Genomic DNA, 20761 nt, shown 5'->3' on the forward strand with positions numbered 1-20761 from the left:
CCTTACTGCTGCTCTACGCTGCTTTCTGCCCGGACGATGAAATCGTTCCAAGCAGGTTCTTTCCCCGCTTTAAGAAACGGCGGAAGCCTTTATCAAACCAGACACTTCCCGCAGTCCAAAGCGGAACGATCAGACGGATCCGCCCCTTTGAGAAGAGCGATCCCGCCGCCATGGTGCGGTTTTCAAACACCGGCGTCACCTGGATCCCATCGCCAAGAAACGGATAGATCATGGACAGTCCCATGAGGACTTTTCCTGTTGCCGCCGGATCCTCCAGTCCAAAGGTGATACTCCCGGTTCGTTTTCCCGGTAAAATATGATGAAGAAGCTTTTTGACTTTCTCTTTTAACTGCTCCAGAACTGCTTTGTTTTCCTCTGCCTCAAAAAAGGTACGGATCAGATCCAGATTCTGTGCGATCATCTTTAGTTTTCCCCGGATATTCTTAAAAAAACCGAGGATTTTTTCAAGCAGGCTGCAGATTCCGGCAATAACCTTTCCCGGAAATTCTTTTATGGATTTCCAGATTCTCCAGAGCTTTCCACATTTCCGCTTTTGCTTTCTCTTCCGTTTTTTCTGCTTTTCCGGAATTTTTTGCTCTGCTCTGACAGTCTCGTCTTTTTCAGCCACCGGTCTTACATTCTGCATCTCCGGCTTCTTGGACATTACATTCTGTTCGCTTCGTCCCGGTTCCGTTTCACTTTGAGAATTCTGACGGGTCACCTCCTGCTCCGCCCCGATCCCATCCTGTAAACTCTGCTCTTCGTAATGCCGCTTATCTGCTTTTTTCTCTATGGACTGCGCCGATAAAAACGCCTCTGTGTTTTCTTCCGCAGATGCTTTTTCGTTTGAAACAGTTTTCCCTCGGCTTCTTCCCGGCTTTTTTTTCTTCTCCCAGATTCCCGTTCCAAAGACCCGGATCCCCAAAATCCTGACCTTAACACCGGCCTTTCCGTCTTTTGCTGCCGCGCGGATCGTCACGATCCGCATCAGCCAGGAAACCCTTGCCTTTCCTTCATAAAAAAGCCCGCGCCCCGGCTCCTGCTCATAAGCACCCTCACCGGATATACGGTAACGCACCGGTACAAACAGGACAGCCAGTATGGCTGCCAGCACCAGAAAAAGAATCACCAGAAAAAGGATTCCGATCCCCTTTAATATTCCAAAAATTATGGAAAGCACCACACCACCGTCCTTACAGGCTACTGCCAGTCGTTATACAGTTTCTCCCCAGCCACCTCCGGTCGGTCGAGAAAATCATCGCCGAGATATGCCGCTACATCAGTCGTTCCGGTCGCCCGGTAGACTTCCGTGACGATTGTTCCGGCAAGCTCCATGGCTTCCAGCTTTCCCCAGGCAGCCCCAACCGCGTAAAGCGTATGCTCTTTGTAATGGGGATTGGATAACTCGATCTGGGGAAGGATCTCCAGAACATTATCCCGATTAGCCGGATATACCAGGAGAAACAGCCTCGGATGAAGCTTTCCATCGGTTAAACACTCCCAGATCTGCCTCTTCTCCGCCCGTTCTCCCAGATACATCCTGCGGTACCACTTGATCTTATTTTTCATGTTTATATTTATCCAGGATACATCTGCGCAGCAGATCCAGTGCCTGGGTCGTCGCCTGCTCGCGGATCTTCATGCGGTCTCCGGTAAAATGAAACTCCTTCACAACAATCTCATTCTCAATATAGCAGGAGATGTATACAAGCCCTCTCGGCTCCTCTTTCGTATCCTCCGGACCGGCAAAGCCTGTAACCGCCAGGCAGATATCCGCATCCGTAGCAAACACGCCGCCCTTTGCCATCTCCTTCGCTGTCTGCTCACTGACTGCACTGTACTTTTTCAAAGTTACCTTATTGACATCCAGAAGCTTTCTCTTTGCCTTATTGGAATAGGTGATCACGCCCTCCTTGAAGCACTCAGACGCACCGGCTACGTTGACAATCCTGCTTGCCAGCATGCCGCCTGTCATGGACTCTGCCGTGGTGACAGTCAGCTCATACTTTTTCAACAGTCGTACCACCACATCTTCCAGCGCCTCATCCTCATCCGTCGTATAGACGTTGTCTCCGAACCGCTTCTTTAATTCCTTTACTACCGGCTTTACCAGCTTCTTTGCCTCTTCCTCATTCTCCGCTTTTGCAGTCACTCGAAGATGAACCTCGCCGGTCTTTGCATAGGTGGCAATGGTCGGATTGGTCTGCGCATCAATGAGATCCAGGATCATGGTCTCGGCGCCGCTCTCCCCGATCCCGCAGATCTTTAACATCTGAGAATAGATCGTCTCCGGCTGGATTGCCTTCAGATAAGGCGTTACCTGCTTTTCAAACAGAGGCTTTAATTCATTGGGCGGTCCGGGAAGAAGAATTGCCGTCTTTCCGTCCTTTTCCAGGATCAGGCCCGGAGCCGTTCCGTTGTCGTTATCCAGAACCTTTGCTCCGACAGGTACTACCGCCTGCTTCCAGTTATTGTTTGTAATCTTTTTCCGGCGGATATTGGAAAAATATTCCTCGATCCGTGCCTTCGTATGAGGATCCTCTGCCAGTTCAAATCCCATGACCTTCGCACAGACCTCTTTTGTCATGTCATCCTCGGTCGGCCCAAGTCCGCCGGTCAAAATGACAATGTCTGAACGCTTCAGCGCCCGCTTGATGGCATCCGTCATCCTCTTTTCATTATCACCCACAACGGTCTGATGATAAACCGAGAGGCCGAGACCCGCACACTTTCTGGAAAGATACTGGGCATTGGTATTGGAAATATTTCCGAGAAGAATCTCCGTTCCTACTGCAAGAATCTCTACGTTCATCTATACGTCTCCTTCCCTCAGGACCCCGATGTTCTGTCTGATGTATTCTTCCAGAGAGATCACTGTCAGGGCAAGTGCGATCCAGATAAAGATCTGGGTCAGAATGTTTAAAAAGTCCAGATCCAGAATGATCAGAATGATCATGATCATCTGTGATACGGTCTTGAACTTTCCCCAGTAGTTGGCTGCGATCACCACACCATTGTCGGAAGCCACCAGCCGGAAGCCGCTGATGATAAATTCCCGGGCAATGATGATGATGACGATCCACGCCGCCAGCTCGCCCTTTCCGACAAAGCAGATCAGCGCCGAGCAGACCAGCAGCTTGTCCGCCAGCGGATCCATAAACTTTCCAAAGTTGGTGACCAGATGATACTTTCTGGCGATATGTCCGTCCAGATAATCCGTAAAGCTGGCTGCACAGAACAGCACCAGGGCAATGATCCGCCCGGTATAGCCAAGCTTATCGTATAAAAGGAAGAACACAAAAAACGGAATCATGAGTACACGAAGCAGCGTCAGTTTATTAGGCAGATTCATTTTCATCGCACAGCTCTCCTATCAGATCATATTCCAGAGCTCCTGTCACCCGGACACGGACAAACATGCCGCTCATGAGCTCCAGCCCTGTATTTACAAAGATATATCCGTCCACACCGGGGGCATCCATATAAGTCCGTCCCACATAGGCATTTTCATCGGCAACCTGGCCCTCGATAAATACCTCCAGCTCTCTTCCGATCATATCCTGTCCATGATCCAGAGAGATTTCCTGCTGCAGCTCCATCACGCGGTCGCGCCGCTCCTCCTTGACCTCATCTGACACCTGATCCTCCATGACTGCCGCAGGCGTTCCCTCCTCCTGGGAATATGGAAATACACCAAGTCGTTCAAATTCCATCTCATCGACAAAATCCAGAAGCTCCTCCACATCCTCCTCGGTCTCACCGGGGAAGCCGGTGATCATGGTGGTCCGGATTGCCATGTCCGGAATCTCTTCCCGGAGTTTTGTGAGCCGCTCGGTGATCTCCTTCCGGTTGGTTTTCCGTCCCATGCGGGATAAGATCCGGTCACTGGCATGCTGGATCGGGATATCCATGTAATTGCAGACCTTTTCTTCGGTCTTTATGGTCTCGATGAGCTCGTCGGTGATCTCCTCCGGATAACAGTATAACATACGGATCCAGTGGATTCCCGGGATTTTCGCCAGCTCCCTTAATAACGCCGGAAGCTTCTTCTCTCCGTAGAGATCCACGCCGTAAAGGGTCGTTTCCTGGGCTACCAGGATCAGCTCCCGGACTCCGCCGGACGCCAGCTCCTTCGCCTCCTCCACCAGTGCTTCCATGGAAACACTCCGGTATTTTCCGCGGACGCTGGGGATCACACAGTACGTACAATGCTTATTACAGCCCTCCGCAATCTTTAAATACGCATAATGGCCGCCGGTGGTCAGGACACGCCTTGCTTCTTTTTCATGAAGTATGTTAATGTCCTCGAACTCCGCATCGGTCTTTCCGCCCAGGGTGTCTTCCACCACCTGAACGATCCGGTCATAGGAGGTAGTCCCCAGGATTCCGTCTACCTCGGGAATCTCCTTGAGCACCTCGTCTTTATATCTCTGTGCCAGGCAGCCGGCCGCGATCAGCACACGGCATTTCCCGGTCTCCTTCTGCTTTGCCATCTCCAAAAGGGTATTAATGCTCTCCTCCTTGGCATCTCCGATAAAGCAGCAGGTATTGACCACGATCACCTCCGCCTCAGTTTCATCGTCCGTAAATTCATACCCGGCTCCTGTAAGGCTCCCCAGCATCCGCTCGGAATCCACCAGATTCTTATCGCATCCCAGGGATACAAACAATATCTTCATATTTCCTCGATTTCCTTTATATTTTCCTGATGATACACACAGGGGCAGGCCATACTGCCTGCCCGGTTGTTATCCCGCAACGCAGGATTTTTATTCATTGGTAAGAGAATCCTCGGGGATCTCATCCTCGGGGCTGTCATTCTCGCTGACGATCTTTACCTTTCCTTCGTCCAGCTCTTCAACAGCGATCGAAAGAGGCTTGTTGGAAGGCGCGTCTGCCATGGGTTCCTCCCCGGCAATGATCTGTCTTGCACGCTTTGCCGTCGCGATCACGATGGAATAACGACTCTGAATGATCGGCTCCTCACCGGGCTCTACCTCACTGTTTACTACATTGATTAAATCTGAATAAGACGGATGTAACATAATTCTATTCTCCTTTCACAAACCCCTTGAGGTCTGTTCTGATATGATTGATAAGCTCCTGATTCCGGTCTGCCTTCCGGCGCTCCGCCTGAACGATCTCATGGAACTCCTCCACACAGGTATCCAGATCGTCATTGACCAGGAGATATTCATACTGCTCCATGCCCTGAGACTCTTCCACGGCGCGCTTTAAGCGATCCTCGATGACCTCCGGTGTTTCAGTACCGCGTCCGGTCAGCCGCTTTTTCAACGTCTCCGCATCCGGCGGGACCACAAAGATCAGGACTGCCTCCGGATAACGCTTTTTAATCTGAAGCGCACCCTGGATCTCGATCTCCAGAATGATATTGCAGCCTTCCTCCAGCTTCCCCATGACATAATCCCTGGGGGTACCATAGTGATGGCCTACATAGCCGGCCGATTCCATCAGCCCGCCGTTTGCTTCCAGCTCGGCAAATTTTTCTTCCGTAATAAAGAAGTATTCCCTTCCGTGTACCTCACCCGCTCTGGGTTCTCTCGTTGTGACGGAGATGGACAGCGCATACTCCTCATGCTGCTCCATCAGCCGCTTTACCACCGTTCCCTTGCCTACGCCGGAAAATCCCGACAGCACAAGGATCAAACCTTTTTTATTCATCTTCTGCCTCCCTGTCTGTAAACCGCTCTGCACTCTCCGGTCCGTTAAACCGTCCGGCGATGGTTTCCGGCAAAAGCGCCGAAAGCACAAGATAGCCGTTATCCATAATGATCAGTCCCTTGGTCTTACGCCCCTGGGTCGCATCAATGCTGCGCCCTTCGTCTCTGGCCGCCTGGACCAGCCGCTTTCCCGGAGCCGAATCGGGACTTACGACTGCAAGAACCTTATCCGTATGGACCACATTTCCATATCCGATATTGATGAGTTTTCCCATCGTTCCACTGATCCTTTCTCCGCCCTCACAGTCCGGAATTCACTGTTTTCTGTCTCGTTTATTCCAGGTTCTGGATCTGCTCCCGGATCTTTTCGATCTCGGTCTTCAAATTGATGGCCGTTCCGGAAATCTCCAGATCATTGGCCTTGGAGAGGATCGTATTGGCCTCCCGGTTCATTTCCTGGGCAATGAAATCCAGCTTCCGGCCCACTGCACCGCCGGCAAGAAGTGCTGACTTCATGGTGCCAATATGGCTGCGAAGCCGTACCGTTTCCTCATCCACACAAATCTTATCGGCAAACAGTGTCACCTCCGCTGCGATCCGGTTTTCATCAATTCCGCTTCCGGCCAGAAGCTCGTTCACCTTATCCTCCAGCTTTTTCCGGTATTCTGTAAGGATTGCCGGAGAGCGTTTCTCAATCTCTCCAACCCAGCCGGTCATGGCATCCAGCTTTCCGATCAGATCCAGTTTCAGATGTTCGCCCTCTTTTGTCCGCTGCTCTACAAATTTCTCCATGGCGCCGTTTACGGCCTCGGAAAGAAGCTGCCAGAGCTCCTCTTCATCCTCCTCGCCCTGTCCGGCGGTGATCACCTCCGGATAACGGGAAAGAGCCGATACCTTCACATCGTTTTCCAGTCCGAACTGTCTGCTCATCTGTGAAAAGATATCCATATATTCTTTCGCAAGTGCTTCATTATAGACCAGGCTTACCGCTTTTTCCGAGAAGGTTTCACAGGTGATATAAAGATCCACCTTTCCTCTCTGGACATCCTTTTTCAAAAGGTTCCTGATCTCCGCCTCAAAGGCATTGAATTTCTTCGGCATTTTGATACTCAGATCCAGATACCGGTGGTTTACCGATTTCATCTCCACCGAAATCTTATAGTCTTCGTTGACTGCCTCATATCTGCCGAAGCCTGTCATACTTTTTATCATGTTCGATTCCCTCCGAACAGGCATAAATTCCTATTTTTATATTTTCACATAATCTATTTTATTATAGTTCATTCCAGCAGGCAAGTCAACTTGCATTTTCCTATGGTTTCCATTAAAATATGATAGAGCACTCTGTGCGGAGCAATCCGGTATCAAAGGGAACCAAAAACCTTTTGGCTCCAACATCTTAGAAGAAAAAAGAAAAAGAATGGAGATAGAAATATGGCACTTGACGGAATCGCAATCGCCTGCATGGCAAAGGAAATCAGAGAACGCCTCACCGGCGGAAAGATCACCAGGATCGCCCAGCCGGAAACCGATGCGCTCATGCTTACCATAAAGAATCAGAAGGACACCTGGAAGTTATTTGTCTCCGCCGGAGCAAGCCTTCCCCTTGTCTACTTTACCGAATCCAATAAACCGAATCCCATGACCGCCCCCAATTTCTGTATGCTGCTGCGCAAGCACATCGGCGGCGGCCGCATCACCGGCGTTTCCCAGCCCGGACTGGAACGGATCCTGATCTTTGAGATCGAACATTTAAACGAACTGGGTGATGTCTGCAAAAAGAAGCTCATCGCTGAGTTCATGGGAAAGCACAGCAACCTGATCTTCTGTCAGGAGGACGGCACCATCATCGACAGCATCAAGCATATTCCCGCATCAGTAAGCTCTGTCCGTGAGGTTCTTCCCGGCCGTCCCTGGTTTATCCCGGACACCATGAACAAGCAGGATCCTTTAACAGTTTCCGAAGCTGTTTTTTCACAGGTTCTTTCCGAAAAGCCCATGCCCCTCGGAAAAGCGCTGTACACCGGCTTTACCGGTTTAAGCCCGGTCATGGCCGAGGAAATCTGCTATACTGCTTCCCTGGACAGCTCCCTTTCCGCCAACGCGCTCTCGGAGATGGAAACCGTTCACCTGTACCACATTTTCTCCCAGTTCATGGACGATGTAAAAACCGGAGCCTTTTCTCCCTGCATTGCTTATGACGGAGCACTTCCGGTGGAGTTTTCCGCCCTGCCGCTGTCCCATTTGACGTCCTACGAAAAAAAGCCGTACTCTGATATGAGCACCGTTCTGGAATCTTATTATGCATCCAGAGAGGCCATGACCAGGATCCGCCAGAAATCCGCAGAGCTTCGTCATACGGTCCAGACCGCCCTGGAACGAAACCGGAAGAAATACGATCTCCAGCTCCGTCAGCTGAAGGATACAGAAAAACGGGATAAATTCCGGGTCTACGGCGAGTTGATCAACACCTACGGCTACGGTCTGGAACCAGGTGCAAAAACGCTGGAGGCTCTGAATTATTATACCAACGAAACCGTAAAAATCCCTCTGGACGACACCATGACGCCCCAGGAAAATGCCAAACGCTATTTTGATAAATACGGAAAGCTGAAACGAACCTGTGAAGCCTTAACAGAGCTTACAAGAGAAACAAAGGAGGAGATTGACTACCTTGAAAGCGTCTCCGCTTCGCTGGACATTGCCCGAAATGAAGAGGATCTAACTCAGATCAAGGAAGAGCTGCGGGAATCCGGCTTCGTCCGGAAACGGAATCCCCGCGATAAAAAACCGAAGATCACCAGCGTGCCCTTCCACTACGTATCCTCCGACGGCTATCAGATCTATGTAGGAAAAAACAATCTCCAGAACGAAGAGCTTACCTTCAAGTTTGCCTCCGGAAACGACCTATGGTTCCATGCCAAAGGAATCCCCGGCTCCCACGTGATCGTCAAAACCGATGGAAAGACCGTCGATCAGCTTCCCGACCGCCTCTTTGAAGAAGCCGCCGCCCTGGCCGCATGGTACTCCAGAGGCCGCGGAAACGATAAAGTCGAGATCGACTATGTAGAGAAAAAACAGGTAAAAAAAGTAGCCGGAGCCAAACCCGGGTTCGTGATCTACCACACCAACTATTCCATGGTTGCAGAACCGTCGCTGGAAGGAGTGCGGGAAGAACTGTAACTACATTATTTTATTTCCCTTACTCAGCTTTCATAAATATCTCCGCCATGGGAGAATCCTTCGGCAGAATCAAAGTATTTCCGGTCCCGGTCAGCGATGCCTTTGCCGCATCCAGGGAGCGGACGAAGCTATAAAAATCAGCCTTCTCCTGATCGGCATAGGCCTCAGATAAAATCTTCATGTATTCTGACTCACCCTCGGCGATGATACCGGCTGCCTGGGCATTGGCATCGGAAAGCATGATCTCCACTTCCTTGTCAGTGGTGTTGCGGATCTTCTGTGCCTCAGAATCGCCCTCTGCCTGATAGGTGGCTGCGATCTTACCGCGTTCGGAGATCATCCGCTCGTAAACGGCCTCCTTATTGTCCTCCGGAAGGTCCAGCTGCTTCAGATCCAGCAGATCAAGAACGATTCCGTAGGAATCCATGGCACTTCCAAGCTCCTCCATGATCGCCGTCTGGAGTTCCCCGTCTCTGGCCGCGATCACATCATTCTGGGTCATGTTGCTGATCACGTTTTTAATTGCATTGTAAACAGCTGCGTCGATTCTCTGCTCGGCACTGGTCTCCGATGCATTCAAGGTTTTTGCAAACCGGAGAGGATCTGTCACCCGCCACAGCACAAAGCTGTCGGCAATCATGGTCTTTTTATCCCTGGTGATCACATCGGACGCCGGGAGATCGTATAGTAAGGTCTGTGCCGGGATCTTGTCCGTTGATTCCAGAAAGGGGATCTTAAAGGTCAGTCCGGACTGTTCGATGATCCGGTCCACTTTTCCGAACCTCCGGATCAGACTGTATTCGTTTTCCTTTGTGACAACCATGGAAGCCGCTGCAAGAATGATCACTGCGATACCGCCAAATACGCCCCATACTTTTTTCTTCATATTCCGTTCCTCCTGCATTTATCAGAATTTTCCGTCATGGATTCCAATCATAAGCCTCATTCATCGGCTCCGTTCATATTCCTGCTGTTACGGATTCCCGGCACTGCCTGCCGCTCCGCCTGTCTCCGTCTGGGCTCCGGCCGCCGCTGCACCGGCGTTTTCGGTCAGCTGATCCATCAGCATGGTCGTGGTGCTGTCCGTTCCGTCGATGATGACCTTCAGATTCGGAAGCACCTCCTCCATGGTTTCATAGAACATCCGCCGCTTGGTGATCAGCGGGTTCTTCACATATTCCTCATACCGGGCATTGAACATAGCCACATCGGCATACGCCTCGTTGATCCGCTGCGTCTTGGTGGATTCTGCTTCCTGAAGGATCTGGTCTGCATCGGCCTCCGCCTTGGGAAGCTTTTCATTCCGATATTTGTTTGCGTTGTTGATGGAGGTTTCTTTTCCCTGCTTCGCCGTTTCCACATCCTTAAAGGCTTCCAGTACCTCCATGGTCGGCGGCTCCGAATCCTGGATCGTCAGGTTCACCAGCTGGATTCCGATGTCCTGTTCTTCCAGCTGTGCCAGAAGCATTTCCTTTATCTTGGACTGGATCTCATTTTTTCCGGTAGTCAGAACGCTGTCCACATCATAATTGCTTACCACAGTACGGATACAGCTCTGAGCCAGATTTCTGAGGACCAGCTCCGGATCTCTGGTGGCGAACACGGCCTTCACCGGATCGGATACCCGATACTCCACATAAAAATCAATGTCTACAAAATTAAAATCTGAGGTGATCATCACCGCTTCCTGCTCCAGTGCCTGTCCCGTCTGATCGAAGCCCACGGCAAAGCCCCGGATCGTAGTATCAACCTTTTTCACCTTCTGGACAAAGGGGATCTTTACATGAAGCCCCGGCTCCGTAACAGCTTTTGCCACCCCAAAGGTGGTCACTACCGCCTGTTCCTGCTCATTGATGGTATAGATGGCTCCCCTGGCCAGAATCGCCAGGACGATTGCTGCCAGAATAATCCAGCCTGCTTTCTTTCCGTGATCCTTAAAAAACTTTTTCATCATTTGCCCTCCTTTGGTTATATGGTGGGAATAGCCGTCCAGCAAAACTCTGACTGACTCTGAACGTTTTAGTTAAAGAATGTGCCTCGGCACATTCTTGCGCCAGCGGCGTTGCTGAGCGCCAGTGACGCTCGTTTAGCAACGACCGAAGCGGCGCGTAGACCTCCTGTGACAACTTTCTTGTCCGCCGCTGTGCGATCCCCGCGAAGCGTTTTGGTTCATAGGAAATTTTCCTATGAACCAAAAAAGACTTTTATTACAGTCCTGCTTGGACTGCAATAAAAGTCTTGCTGTAAACTATCTGCGGGTGTTTACACCGTCATGACGCAGGATAGAACATCTTCCGATGTCAGCTACTCCCTTTCTTTTACGGGGATTATAACGTTCCCGGCGTAAAAAGTCAATGACGAAACCCTTTCTTTTCTGTTACGGATTTATTGCGGATTTATGCGACAGGCCGCAGGTTATGCCCCCTGGTAAATTCCCTTGTTTTTCACCAGCTTTGGACGGTAACCATGGGATTCCAGTGCCGCAACAATCTGGTTTTTATGCTCCGTACCGAAGGCTTCCATGGTGATACGAAGCTCTACGGCATCGTTTCGGTTAATGCTTACAAACTGATTATGCTCCAGCTTGATCACATTGCCCTGCAGGTCGGCAATAACCTGAGATACATGGACCAGAGCACCCGGCTTGTCGGGAAGCAGAACAGAAACCGTAAAGATCCGGTCTCTCTGGATCAGGCCATGCTGTACTACAGATGACATGGTGATCACGTCCATGTTTCCGCCGCTGATGATGGAAACCACCTTCTTGTTCTTGACACCTAAATGCTTTAAAGCCGCAATAGTCAAAAGTCCGGAATTCTCCGCCACCATCTTATGATTCTCTACCAGATCCAGGAATGCCACGATCAGCTCGGAATCATCTACGGTGATGATCTCATCGACATTCTTCTGGATATAGGGAAGCAGAAGATCTCCCGGTGTCTTAACGGCCGTGCCGTCTGCGATAGTGTTGACCCTGGGAAGCGTTACGACCTTACCCTGACGCAGAGACTCCTGCATACAGTTAGCTCCTGCTGGCTCCACGCCGATGACCTTGATGTTGGGATTTAAAAGCTTTGCCAGCGTGGAAACGCCGGTACACAGTCCGCCGCCGCCGATGGGGCAGAGGATATAATCCACAGTCGGAAGCTCCTTAATAATCTCCATGGCAATGGTTCCCTGGCCGGTGGCAACCGTCAGGTCATTGAAGGGGTGGATGAAGGTATAGCCCTTTTCCTCCGCCAGCTTCATGGCATACTCACAGGCTTCATCGTAAACATCACCGTAGAGCACCACTTCCGCCCCGTAGCTCTTTGTACGGTTAACTTTCATTAACGGGGTTGTCGTAGGCATTACCACAACGGCCTTTGCACCATACTTCTTTGCCGCATAGGCCACACCCTGGGCATGGTTTCCGGCAGAGGCAGTGATCAGGCCCTTGGCACGCTCCTCCTCGGAAAGGGTGCTGATCTTATAATACGCACCGCGTACCTTGTATGCGCCGGTGTACTGCATGTTCTCCGGCTTAATGTAGACCTTGTTTCCGGTCTGGTCACTGAAATATTCGCTGTAAACCAGCTTGGTCTCTAAGGTTACTCTTCCGACGGTCTCCGCCGCCTCTTCAAACTTATCCAATGTAAGCATTGTTTTCACTCTTCCTTTATGTCAGTATCGTTTTATCATTTCCGTCATATTCCGGACGCCGGAAGCCGGCCTGTTCCGAAGGCTTCTTCTTTAGGCTTCTGCCTTAAACAGGGCGTTCACAAACTCGTCCGGATCAAACTTCTGAAGGTCATCCATCTGCTCTCCGATTCCGATGTATTTTACGGGAATCCCCATCTCCGCCTGAATGGCAACCGCAATGCCGCCCTTGGCGGTTCCGTCTAACTTCGTCAGGATAATGCCGGTAATATCGGCAACCTCCTTGAACTGCCTCGCCTGAGAAAGGGCATTCTGTCCGGTGGTTCCGTCCAGCACCACCAGCGTTTCCCGGTAAGCATCCGGATACTCCCGGTCGATAACCTTGTTGATCTTCCGGAGTTCCTCCATCAGGTTCTTTTTATTGTGGAGCCGCCCTGCCGTATCACAGATCAGCACATCCGTTCCTCTGGCCTTTGCCGCCGAGACTGCGTCATAGACCACAGCCGCCGGGTCGGAGCCCTCCTGCTGGGCAATAATATCCACGCCTGCACGGTGTGCCCACTCGGTCAGCTGCTCGATGGCACCCGCACGGAAGGTATCGGCTGCCGCCACCAGGACTTTCTTTCCCTGATCCTTTAACTGGCCCGCCAGCTTTCCAGCCGAGGTGGTCTTTCCCACGCCGTTGACGCCGATGACCAGAACGACCGATTTCCGGTTTTCAAATTCATAGGCATTCTCTCCGAGATCCATCTGCTTCTTGATGGTCTCGATGAGAAGCTCCTTGCACTCCGAGGGTTCCTTGATCCGCTGCTCCTTGACCTTCGCCTTCAGATCCTCAATGATCGCCTCGGTGGTATGGATCCCGATGTCGCCCATGATCAGGGTTTCCTCGATCTCCTCGTAAAAATCCTCATCAATGGCAGAGAAGCCGCTGAAAATGGAATCGATCCCCGCCACAATGTTATTTCTTGTCTTGCTTAAGCCTGCCACCAGGCGTCCAAAAAATCCTTTTTTCTCCTGGCTCATACACTCTGCCTCCTTATTCTCTATAACTCTACACCAGCCGCCGCTATTCTGTCAAATAACAATATATGAAATCAGTTATATCCTCAGGTTATGGATCCACCGAAACAGCCATATGCTCCCGTCTGTCCGGTGTTCCGCTTTTTGACAGCAGGTTTCCTTTATGATTACGCCGTCTGTTCCGTCAGATCCACAGATACCAGGGTGGATACGCCCTTTTCCTGCATGGTGATTCCGTAAAGCCGGTCTGCTACTAACATCGTCCCGCGCCGGTGAGTAATGACGATAAACTGCGTATGCTTCTTTAACTTGCCCAGATACGCCGCATAACGGCCTACGTTACTGTCATCCAGGGCTGCCTCGATCTCGTCCAACAGACAGAACGGTGACGGCTTCAGATTCTGAATGGCAAACAACAGGCTGATGGCCGTCAGCGCCTTCTCTCCGCCGGAGAGCTGCATCATATTCTGAAGCTTCTTTCCCGGCGGCTGCGCAATGATCTGGATTCCTGCTTCCAGAAGATCCTCGCCTTCCACCAATTCCAGCGTTCCCTGTCCGCCGCCGAACATCTCCTTGAACACATGATCAAACTCCCGGCGGATATCCTTGAACTTTTCTTCAAACTGGCGGCGCATACCGCAGTCCAGCTCCTCTATGACCTCTAAAAGACTTTCTTCTGCCGTTTTCAGATCATCATACTGCCCTTTCATAAAGAAATACCGCTCGGAAATTTCCTTATAATCCTCAATGGCATTGACATTGACCGGCCCAAGCTCCCGGATAGCCTGCTTTAAGGAAAGCGTCTCCTTTCTGATCTGAGACGCATCCTGCCCGCCGGCAGGATCCGGTGCCTCCACCTGGGACGGTGTCAGCTCGTATTCCTCCCAGAGATACTGGATCTGAGCCTCCATGGCCTCCTCGCATTTTTCCTTCTGATTTTCCAGACGGAACTGTTCTTTATCAAGGCGGCCAAGCTCTGCATTCATGGCCTCCTGCTTCGCAAAAAAGCTGCCCTGTTCCTTTGTACAGGCGGCCTTTTTCTCCGTATCGGCCTCGATCTGCTTCTGATATGTACCGGCCTGTGCCGTAAGACCGGCAATCTGCTCCCGGATCGACTGGATCTCCTGCTGCTTTTCGGTCACAGCCGTCCGGCCTCCCGATAAGGCTTCCGTGAGTTCTTCCTCCTCCCGGATGAGAGCCTCCAGTTCTCCGTTGATCCGCCGGATATTTTCCAGCAGGAAGCTGTCCTTCTGGCTCATGGCCGAGAATTCCAGCTGTACCGCCGAGAGAGCCTCTCTTCGTTTTTCCAGGGTTTCTCTGGCTTCTCCGGTCTTTGCCTCCAGCGCGGTAATCTCCTGCTCCTGCTCCCTGTTTCTGATTTCCAGACTCTGTTCTTCTTCCTTTAGGGCAGCCTTTCCGGCCTCGATCTCCTGACGCTTTTTCGCCAGTTCCCGCCCCTCTTCATGAATGTCGGTGTAGCCGAGGCGGATTTCCTCCGCCTTCCGTTTTGCTGCCTGAAGGCTGGCCTCCAGGGACGATAAATTCACTCTTGCAGTCTGGTAGGCTTCCCGGTTTTTATCCCGCTCGCCGCCGATGCGCTTCTGCTCCTGCTCGCAGGCATGGACACGCTCCTTGATCTCATCATATCGTGCAAGGCTCCTGGTCATAGACTGCTCCAGCTCGTCCAGCTCCCGCTTTCGGCCCAAAAGATTACTGCTGTTTTTAAAGGCTCCGCCGGTCATGGAACCACCCGCCGACAACAGTTCTCCCTCCAGGGTCACGATCCGCAGGGAATACTGATATTTCTTGGCGATGGCAATGGCATGGTCAATGTTGTCCACCACCAGGATCCGCCCCAGCAGGTATTCGGCCAGATGATCATAGCCGCCCTTTACCTTCACCAGGGTATTTGCCAGTCCCACCGCCCCGGGCTCCCGCAGTGCTTCCCTTCGGGAAAAGCCGCCCCGGGCCGTGATGCTGGTTAAGGGCAGGAAGGTTGCCCGCCCGTATTTATTCTTCTTCAGATAACCGATCAGCTGCTTGGCCGTCGTTTCCGAATCGGTAACGATATTCTGGATCGCACCGCCGAGAGCTGTCTCAATGGCTGTTTCATAGGTTTTTTCCGTCTCCAGAAGATCTGCCACCACACCGATGATCCCCGGCACGGAAGAACGAACCTCCATGACCCGGCGGATACTGTTTCCGTATCCATCGTAGCGCTCTGCCAGGTTCCTCAGGGATTCCAGTCTGGTCCGCTGCGTATGATACTCCTGGCTGGTCTGGTTTAAGGACCGGTTCTCCCGCCGCAGAAGCTCCTGATTTTCACTGGCCTGTGCAAGAAGCTCCTCTTCCTTTTTCCGGCATGCTTCCTCCATCTCCCTGTTTTCCCGGATCTGAGCCTCCAGCCGGCCGATCACGTCGTTCTGGACCTCTTCCTCGCTTCGGATCTGCAATAACTGCTTACTCAGCTCGCTTTTCCGCACCTGGTTCTGCTCAAGCAGCGTCTCAAACCGCTGGTTTCTTGCACCGATGGAGGCTTTGTCGTTCATGGCATTCATCATGGCATTACGCCGGCCGGAAATCTCCAGATCCAGCTCCCGGACCCGATCTTCATCAGCCCGGATCTGCTCCCGGATCGTTTCCTGCTTTTCATCCAGCGCATCCAGCTCTTCGTTTAACGTACCCTTCTGATCCGTGAACTCGTTTAATTCCTTTTCATAACGGGTCAGCTGCTCCTTTACAGCCGCAAGCCGGCCGGTCAGCTGCTCCTCCCGGACACTTTCCGTATGGATCTGCTCTTCCAGCACATGGATCTGTCCCTCCATGGACTTTGCCGAAACCTGCGCCTGATTTAACGCCTCTCTGGACTGTCCCAGCTTCTCGTCCAGAGCCGCAGCCTGAGCCGTCAGTGCATCATACTGCTCCTTCAGCTTTTCTGCCTCGGCCCGCTTTTTGTCAAGCTCTGCTCCGGCGATCCCCAGGCTCTCCTCCAGCACGGCAAGGCGCTCCTTTGCTGCCCGGTTTTCCATGAAAAAGCTCTGGAGATCCAAAGTTTTCAGGCTTTCCCGGAGCTTTAAATACTCCCTCGCCTTTTTGGACTGTTCCTCCAGAGGACCGACCTGCTTCTCCAGCTCCGTTAAAATATCCGTCACACGGACCAGGTTCTGGCGCTCATCGTCCAGCTTTTTCTGGGCAATATTCTTTCTCTTTTTAAATTTTACGATTCCGGCTGCCTCATCAAACAGCTCCCGCCGGTCCTCCGGCTTTCCGCTTAAGATCTTGTCAATCTGGCCCTGTCCGATGATGGAATAGCCCTCTTTTCCGATACCGGTATCATAAAACAGCTCGTTGATATCACGGAGACGACAGGTGGTCCCGTTTAACTGATATTCGCTCTCTCCGGAACGGTAAACCCGCCTCGATACCGTCACCTCGTCATAGTCAATGGCCAGCGCGTGGTCGGCATTATCAAAGGTGATCGCCACATAAGCATAGCCCTGGGGTTTCCGGTTCTGGGTTCCTGCGAAAATAATGTCCTGCATGCTGGCACCTCGAAGCTGCTTGGCGCTCTGCTCGCCAAGCACCCAGCGCACAGCATCGGCCACATTGCTCTTTCCGCTGCCGTTTGGCCCGACAATGCCGGTGATGCCATCGTTGAACTCAAAGAGAATCTTGTTGGCAAAGGACTTAAATCCGTGGACTTCTATACTTTTTAAGAACATGTTTCCGGTTCCTTTTCTCTCAGCGCAAGAATGGTGTTATAGGCTGCCATCTGCTCCGCCGCTTTTTTGGTACGTCCCTTTCCGACACCGGCCTCGATCCCGCCGATCAGAGCACGGACATGGAAGGTTTTTGCATGATCCGGGCCTTCCTCACCGATGAGCTCATAGGACAGCTTCTTTCCGTTCATGGCCTGCACCATCTCCTGCAGGATAGTCTTGCTATCATAAAAAAGTGTTTTATGCTCCAGATCATTCATAACAAACCGCAGCACAAACTTCTTTGCATTAGCAAAACCACCATCCAAATAAATCGCCCCGATCAGTGCTTCAAATGCGTCTGACAGGATCGAATCTCTGGTCCGTCCGCCCTCAGCGTCCTCTCCCTTTCCCAGAAACAGGTACTGCCCAAGCTTGATATCACGCGCACAGTAGGCCAGCGTCGGCTCACAGACAATGCTGGCACGCAGCTTGGTCAGCTCTCCCTCCGGCTTATCACTGTATTCTTTATAAAGGAAATCACTGCTGGAAAGCTCCAGAACCGCATCGCCTAAAAACTCCAGGCGTTCATTGTTGTCCCCGCGGTTTAACCGGTGTTCGTTGGTATAGGAACTGTGGATCATGGCATGGTGCAGAAGATCCTTGTTTCGGAATTCATATCCGATGGCCTGTTCCAGCGCGGACAGCTTTACATTTTCTTCTTTCATACAACCCTCTTTTCATAGAAACATGCCGGAGGAACGCTCCTCCGACGATGATACGAAAAAATCCTGCGGCAGCTCATTTGCCGCCGCAGGTTTTCCTTTCTCGAAACCGATACCTAGTTGGTAGCCGCCTTGATCTGCTCAACCGCATCGCCAACGGTTACGATCTGCTCTGCCGCGTCATTGGGGATCTCAATGTCAAACTCCTCCTCGATTCCCATGATGATCTGAAATACATCCAGAGAATCAGCCCCCAGATCATCTACAAAGGTGGTCTCCATAGTGATGTCATCTTCGTCTACGTTCAGTACTTCCGCAATAATCTTCTTTAATTTTTCAAATTCCATGATCTTCTCCCTTTCTGTTTTCCGGAATTCGGTTTTATGCCTCCTCAGGCTTCTTTTCAAACAGCTCTGTCAGCTTTTCCCCGATCTTCTGTTCCTTGAAGATCTGACACTGGATCAATGTGTTTTTTACTTCCTTGGCCTTTGCGCTTCCGTGGGTCTTAACCACCAGCCCCTTCAGTCCCAGCATGGGGGCGCCGCCGTATTCGGTTGCATCAAAGGACTTCAGCGTTTTTTTCAGGGCCGGCTTCACGAGCAGCGCGCCGATCTTGGCCCGGAATGACGAAAGCATCCCTGCTTTGATCTGGCTCACCAGTGCCGCCGCAGTCCCCTCGTAGAGCTTCAGGATCACATTTCCCGTAAAGCCCTCGGCCACGATCACGTCCGCTCCTCCGTGAGGAATCTCCCGTGCCTCGATGCTTCCGGTAAAGTTAATGTCCTCACATTCTTTTAACAGAGGATACGTTTCTTTTACCAGCGCATTTCCCTTTTCCTCCTCGACGCCGACATTGACAATGGCCACTCTCGGCTTCCTGATCCCGATGACATGCTCCATATAAACAGAGCCCATCTTTGCAAACTGAACCAGATGGCTGGATCTGGCATCCACATTGGCTCCGCTGTCTACCAGAAGGCTGACACCTTTTTCGGTCGGGATCAGCGTTGCAAGAGGCGGACGCTCCACGCCGCGGATTCTGCCGACCACAAGCTGGCCGCCTACCAGGATCGCTCCGGTGCTTCCGGCCGAAACAAAGGCATCTGCCTCGCCCTTCTTCACCATGGTCTGTCCTACCACGATGGACGAATCCTTTTTCCGGCGGATTGCCATAACCGGGGGCTCATCCGTGGAGATCACCTCGGATGCATTCTGGATCTCGATGCGTCCGTCCGGGTAGGAATAATTCCCCAGTTCCTTTCGGATCACATCCTCCTGTCCCACGAGGATCACCTGGATGTTATCCTTTTCAAGGACTGCATCCACCGCGCCCTTTATGATCTCGCCGGGAGCATTGTCGCCTCCCATGGCATCCAGCGCCACTCTTACTGTTTCCTGCATGTTGTTTTCCTCCAATACCTCTCGGTACAATCTATCCAATAATATACACAATCTGTATCAGGAAATCAATTCCCTATTGCGCTTTTTTATAAGTCGTAAACCGATAGGAAAGTCCATTATGTTCCTTTTCCTCTCCTTCTTCCGTTAAGGTCCATTCCGGGCTTTCATCCAGATCCGGGAAGGTGGTGTCCGCCTCAAAGGTTTCTTCCACTCTGGTCACATAGGCCGTATCGCAGTACGGCAGAAACTCCCGGTAAATATGACCTCCGCCGATGACGAAGATCTGATCCGGCTCATATCGGTTTAAATATTCGATGGCTTCTTCCATGCTGTGGACGATCTCGGCACCCTCGCGGGAAAAGCCCTCATCTCTGGAAAGTACCAGATTTACCCGGTTTTTCAGGGGCTTTCCGCCGGGACAGCTGTCCAGGGTCTTTCTTCCCATGACCACCACATTTCCCGTGGTCTTTTCCCTGAAAAACTTCATATCCTCCGGCAGATGCCAGAGAAGGTCACCGTTTTTTCCGATGGCCCAGTGTTTATCTGCTGCTACAATGATCTGCATGCTTCCTCCTATACTGCCACCGGGATCTTATAGTTAAACGGATGATACCGGTAGTCTTCCAGTGCAAAGCTGTCAGTGGTGAACTGATAAAAATCAGTAATGGATCTGTCCATGACAAATTTCGGCGCATCGTATGGCTCTCTCTTTAACAGTTCTTCCACCATGGGAATATGACGATCATAAATATGGGCATCGGCGATCACATGGACCAGCTCGCCGGGTTCCAGGCCGGATACCTGGGCAAACATACATAACAGCACCGCATACTGGCAGGTATTCCAGTTATTTGCTGTCAGCATATCCTGAGACCGCTGATTTAAAATCGCATTGAGTTTATTTCCCGAAACATTAAAGGTCATGCTGTAGGCACAGGGATACAACATCATTTCATGAAGATCGTGATGGTTATAAATATTGGTCATGATCCGCCGACTGGCCGGATTATGCTTCAGATCATACAGCACCCGGTCCACCTGATCAAACATGCCTTCCTTATACTGGTGCTTCACGCCCAGCTGATAGCCGTAGGCCTTTCCGATGGTTCCGTTTTCATCTACCCAGGAATCCCAGACATGGCTGTTTAACTCTGCCACCCGGTTTGATTTCTTCTGCCAGATCCACAGAAGCTCATCGATGGCTCCCTTGAACGCACTGCGCCGGATCGTGATCACCGGAAACTCCCTGGAAAGATCATAGCGGTTCACAACCCCAAACTTCTTAATCGTATGGGCGGGACTTCCGTCCTCCCAACGGGGACGTACCTCCTTATCCGTATCCCAGACTCCGTTTTCCAGGATATCCTTACAGGTATCAATAAACACCTTATCTGCGTAGCTCATGGTTTCT

20 protein-coding genes are annotated in these 20761 nt (G+C 51.5%); 1 reads left to right on the top strand and 19 read right to left on the bottom strand.

Translation table 11 applies throughout. The features are described from left to right. Positions 1-13: 13 nt before the first annotated feature. The 9 genes from ACTQ3K_RS01435 to ACTQ3K_RS01475 all read right to left on the bottom strand — a co-directional run bounded on the left by ACTQ3K_RS01435 (position 14) and on the right by ACTQ3K_RS01475 (position 6893). The gene (locus ACTQ3K_RS01435; protein WP_441565011.1) at positions 14-1180 is read right to left on the bottom strand and encodes a DUF2953 domain-containing protein; all 1167 of its coding nucleotides are present in this window, start codon (positions 1178-1180) and stop codon (positions 14-16) included. Between the two features lie 20 nt (positions 1181-1200). After that, a complete protein-coding gene (locus ACTQ3K_RS01440) occupies positions 1201-1569 on the bottom strand; it encodes a hypothetical protein (RefSeq protein ID WP_441565012.1) in 369 nt (122 codons plus the stop codon). Beyond that, positions 1559-2812, bottom strand: a complete 1254-nt coding sequence (locus ACTQ3K_RS01445) for a competence/damage-inducible protein A (protein WP_441565014.1) — start codon at positions 2810-2812, stop codon at positions 1559-1561. Before ACTQ3K_RS01445 ends, ACTQ3K_RS01440 begins: the two co-directional genes overlap by 11 nt. Beyond that, complete coding sequence (gene pgsA / locus ACTQ3K_RS01450) at positions 2813-3352, bottom strand: CDP-diacylglycerol--glycerol-3-phosphate 3-phosphatidyltransferase (RefSeq protein ID WP_441565218.1); 540 nt, start codon at positions 3350-3352, stop codon at positions 2813-2815. Continuing rightward, positions 3339-4679 (bottom strand): 30S ribosomal protein S12 methylthiotransferase RimO, encoded by a 1341-nt coding sequence (rimO, locus tag ACTQ3K_RS01455; protein ID WP_441565016.1) that lies wholly within the window; start codon positions 4677-4679, stop codon positions 3339-3341. The genes pgsA and rimO overlap by 14 nt, the downstream gene beginning before the upstream one ends. A gap of 90 nt (positions 4680-4769) precedes the next feature. Then, a complete protein-coding gene (gene rpoZ / locus ACTQ3K_RS01460; protein WP_441565018.1) occupies positions 4770-5045 on the bottom strand; it encodes a DNA-directed RNA polymerase subunit omega in 276 nt (91 codons plus the stop codon). A 4-nt stretch (positions 5046-5049) separates the two neighbouring features. Next, on the bottom strand, positions 5050-5682 hold the full coding sequence (gene gmk / locus ACTQ3K_RS01465) for a guanylate kinase (RefSeq protein WP_441565020.1): 633 nt from the start codon (positions 5680-5682) through the stop codon (positions 5050-5052). Next, entirely contained in the window at positions 5675-5956 is a 282-nt protein-coding gene (locus ACTQ3K_RS01470; protein ID WP_441565022.1) for a DUF370 domain-containing protein, read from the bottom strand. Before ACTQ3K_RS01470 ends, gmk begins: the two co-directional genes overlap by 8 nt. Positions 5957-6014: 58 nt before the next feature. Continuing rightward, positions 6015-6893 carry a YicC/YloC family endoribonuclease gene (locus ACTQ3K_RS01475; protein WP_441565024.1) on the bottom strand — a complete coding sequence of 293 codons (879 nt, stop codon included), beginning with the start codon at positions 6891-6893 and terminating at the stop codon, positions 6015-6017. Between the two features lie 222 nt (positions 6894-7115). On the opposite strand from ACTQ3K_RS01475, the gene ACTQ3K_RS01480 reads away from it, so the two are divergent. Then, the gene (locus ACTQ3K_RS01480; protein ID WP_441565026.1) at positions 7116-8864 is read left to right on the top strand and encodes an Rqc2 family fibronectin-binding protein; all 1749 of its coding nucleotides are present in this window, start codon (positions 7116-7118) and stop codon (positions 8862-8864) included. Positions 8865-8883: 19 nt separating this feature from the next. Here ACTQ3K_RS01480 and hflC read toward each other — a convergent pair whose 3' ends face one another. The 10 genes from hflC to thyA form a co-directional block, all read right to left on the bottom strand. Next, positions 8884-9750: a protease modulator HflC gene (gene hflC, locus ACTQ3K_RS01485; RefSeq protein ID WP_441565028.1), complete on the bottom strand. Its 867-nt coding sequence runs from the start codon at positions 9748-9750 to the stop codon at positions 8884-8886. An 87-nt stretch (positions 9751-9837) separates the two neighbouring features. Then, positions 9838-10818 carry an FtsH protease activity modulator HflK gene (gene hflK, locus ACTQ3K_RS01490; protein ID WP_441565030.1) on the bottom strand — a complete coding sequence of 327 codons (981 nt, stop codon included), beginning with the start codon at positions 10816-10818 and terminating at the stop codon, positions 9838-9840. 461 nt (positions 10819-11279) lie between these two features. Continuing rightward, complete coding sequence (ilvA, locus tag ACTQ3K_RS01495) at positions 11280-12506, bottom strand: threonine ammonia-lyase (protein ID WP_441565032.1); 1227 nt, start codon at positions 12504-12506, stop codon at positions 11280-11282. A 90-nt stretch (positions 12507-12596) separates the two neighbouring features. Next, entirely contained in the window at positions 12597-13529 is a 933-nt protein-coding gene (ftsY, locus tag ACTQ3K_RS01500; protein ID WP_441565034.1) for a signal recognition particle-docking protein FtsY, read from the bottom strand. 164 nt (positions 13530-13693) lie between these two features. Next, on the bottom strand, positions 13694-17248 hold the full coding sequence (gene smc, locus ACTQ3K_RS01505; protein ID WP_441565036.1) for a chromosome segregation protein SMC: 3555 nt from the start codon (positions 17246-17248) through the stop codon (positions 13694-13696). Continuing rightward, positions 17239-17952, bottom strand: coding sequence for a ribonuclease III (gene rnc, locus ACTQ3K_RS01510; RefSeq protein ID WP_441565038.1), 714 nt, complete (start codon positions 17950-17952; stop codon positions 17239-17241). Before rnc ends, smc begins: the two co-directional genes overlap by 10 nt. 113 nt (positions 17953-18065) lie before the next feature. Next, positions 18066-18296: an acyl carrier protein gene (gene acpP, locus ACTQ3K_RS01515; RefSeq protein WP_441565040.1), complete on the bottom strand. Its 231-nt coding sequence runs from the start codon at positions 18294-18296 to the stop codon at positions 18066-18068. A gap of 34 nt (positions 18297-18330) precedes the next feature. Beyond that, positions 18331-19350, bottom strand: a complete 1020-nt coding sequence (gene plsX / locus ACTQ3K_RS01520) for a phosphate acyltransferase PlsX (RefSeq protein ID WP_441565042.1) — start codon at positions 19348-19350, stop codon at positions 18331-18333. Positions 19351-19423: 73 nt separating this feature from the next. Then, positions 19424-19915, bottom strand: coding sequence for a dihydrofolate reductase (locus tag ACTQ3K_RS01525; RefSeq protein ID WP_441565044.1), 492 nt, complete (start codon positions 19913-19915; stop codon positions 19424-19426). 8 nt (positions 19916-19923) lie between these two features. After that, positions 19924-20754: a thymidylate synthase gene (thyA, locus tag ACTQ3K_RS01530; RefSeq protein WP_441565046.1), complete on the bottom strand. Its 831-nt coding sequence runs from the start codon at positions 20752-20754 to the stop codon at positions 19924-19926. Between the last annotated feature and the right edge of the window lie 7 nt (positions 20755-20761).

Origin of the sequence: Candidatus Paralachnospira sp. LCP21S3_A2, assembly GCF_052118925.1 — a bacterium.
Taxonomy (GTDB): domain Bacteria; phylum Bacillota; class Clostridia; order Lachnospirales; family Lachnospiraceae; genus Lientehia.

Excerpts from the sequence above, each read along its gene's own strand:
- ACTQ3K_RS01440 (WP_441565012.1), bottom strand. The coding sequence starts at position 1,569 with ATGAAAAATAAGATCAAGTGGTACCGCAGGATGTATCTGGGAGAACGG.
- ACTQ3K_RS01445 (WP_441565014.1), bottom strand. The coding sequence starts at position 2,812 with ATGAACGTAGAGATTCTTGCAGTAGGAACGGAGATTCTTCTCGGAAAT.
- pgsA (WP_441565218.1), bottom strand. The coding sequence starts at position 3,352 with ATGAATCTGCCTAATAAACTGACGCTGCTTCGTGTACTCATGATTCCG.
- rimO (WP_441565016.1), bottom strand. The coding sequence starts at position 4,679 with ATGAAGATATTGTTTGTATCCCTGGGATGCGATAAGAATCTGGTGGAT.
- rpoZ (WP_441565018.1), bottom strand. The coding sequence starts at position 5,045 with ATGTTACATCCGTCTTATTCAGATTTAATCAATGTAGTAAACAGTGAG.
- gmk (WP_441565020.1), bottom strand. The coding sequence starts at position 5,682 with ATGAATAAAAAAGGTTTGATCCTTGTGCTGTCGGGATTTTCCGGCGTA.
- ACTQ3K_RS01470 (WP_441565022.1), bottom strand. The coding sequence starts at position 5,956 with ATGGGAAAACTCATCAATATCGGATATGGAAATGTGGTCCATACGGAT.
- ACTQ3K_RS01475 (WP_441565024.1), bottom strand. The coding sequence starts at position 6,893 with ATGATAAAAAGTATGACAGGCTTCGGCAGATATGAGGCAGTCAACGAA.
- ACTQ3K_RS01480 (WP_441565026.1), top strand. The coding sequence starts at position 7,116 with ATGGCACTTGACGGAATCGCAATCGCCTGCATGGCAAAGGAAATCAGA.
- hflC (WP_441565028.1), bottom strand. The coding sequence starts at position 9,750 with ATGAAGAAAAAAGTATGGGGCGTATTTGGCGGTATCGCAGTGATCATT.
- hflK (WP_441565030.1), bottom strand. The coding sequence starts at position 10,818 with ATGATGAAAAAGTTTTTTAAGGATCACGGAAAGAAAGCAGGCTGGATT.
- ilvA (WP_441565032.1), bottom strand. The coding sequence starts at position 12,506 with ATGCTTACATTGGATAAGTTTGAAGAGGCGGCGGAGACCGTCGGAAGA.
- ftsY (WP_441565034.1), bottom strand. The coding sequence starts at position 13,529 with ATGAGCCAGGAGAAAAAAGGATTTTTTGGACGCCTGGTGGCAGGCTTA.
- smc (WP_441565036.1), bottom strand. The coding sequence starts at position 17,248 with ATGTTCTTAAAAAGTATAGAAGTCCACGGATTTAAGTCCTTTGCCAAC.
- rnc (WP_441565038.1), bottom strand. The coding sequence starts at position 17,952 with ATGAAAGAAGAAAATGTAAAGCTGTCCGCGCTGGAACAGGCCATCGGA.
- acpP (WP_441565040.1), bottom strand. The coding sequence starts at position 18,296 with ATGGAATTTGAAAAATTAAAGAAGATTATTGCGGAAGTACTGAACGTA.
- plsX (WP_441565042.1), bottom strand. The coding sequence starts at position 19,350 with ATGCAGGAAACAGTAAGAGTGGCGCTGGATGCCATGGGAGGCGACAAT.
- ACTQ3K_RS01525 (WP_441565044.1), bottom strand. The coding sequence starts at position 19,915 with ATGCAGATCATTGTAGCAGCAGATAAACACTGGGCCATCGGAAAAAAC.
- thyA (WP_441565046.1), bottom strand. The coding sequence starts at position 20,754 with ATGAGCTACGCAGATAAGGTGTTTATTGATACCTGTAAGGATATCCTG.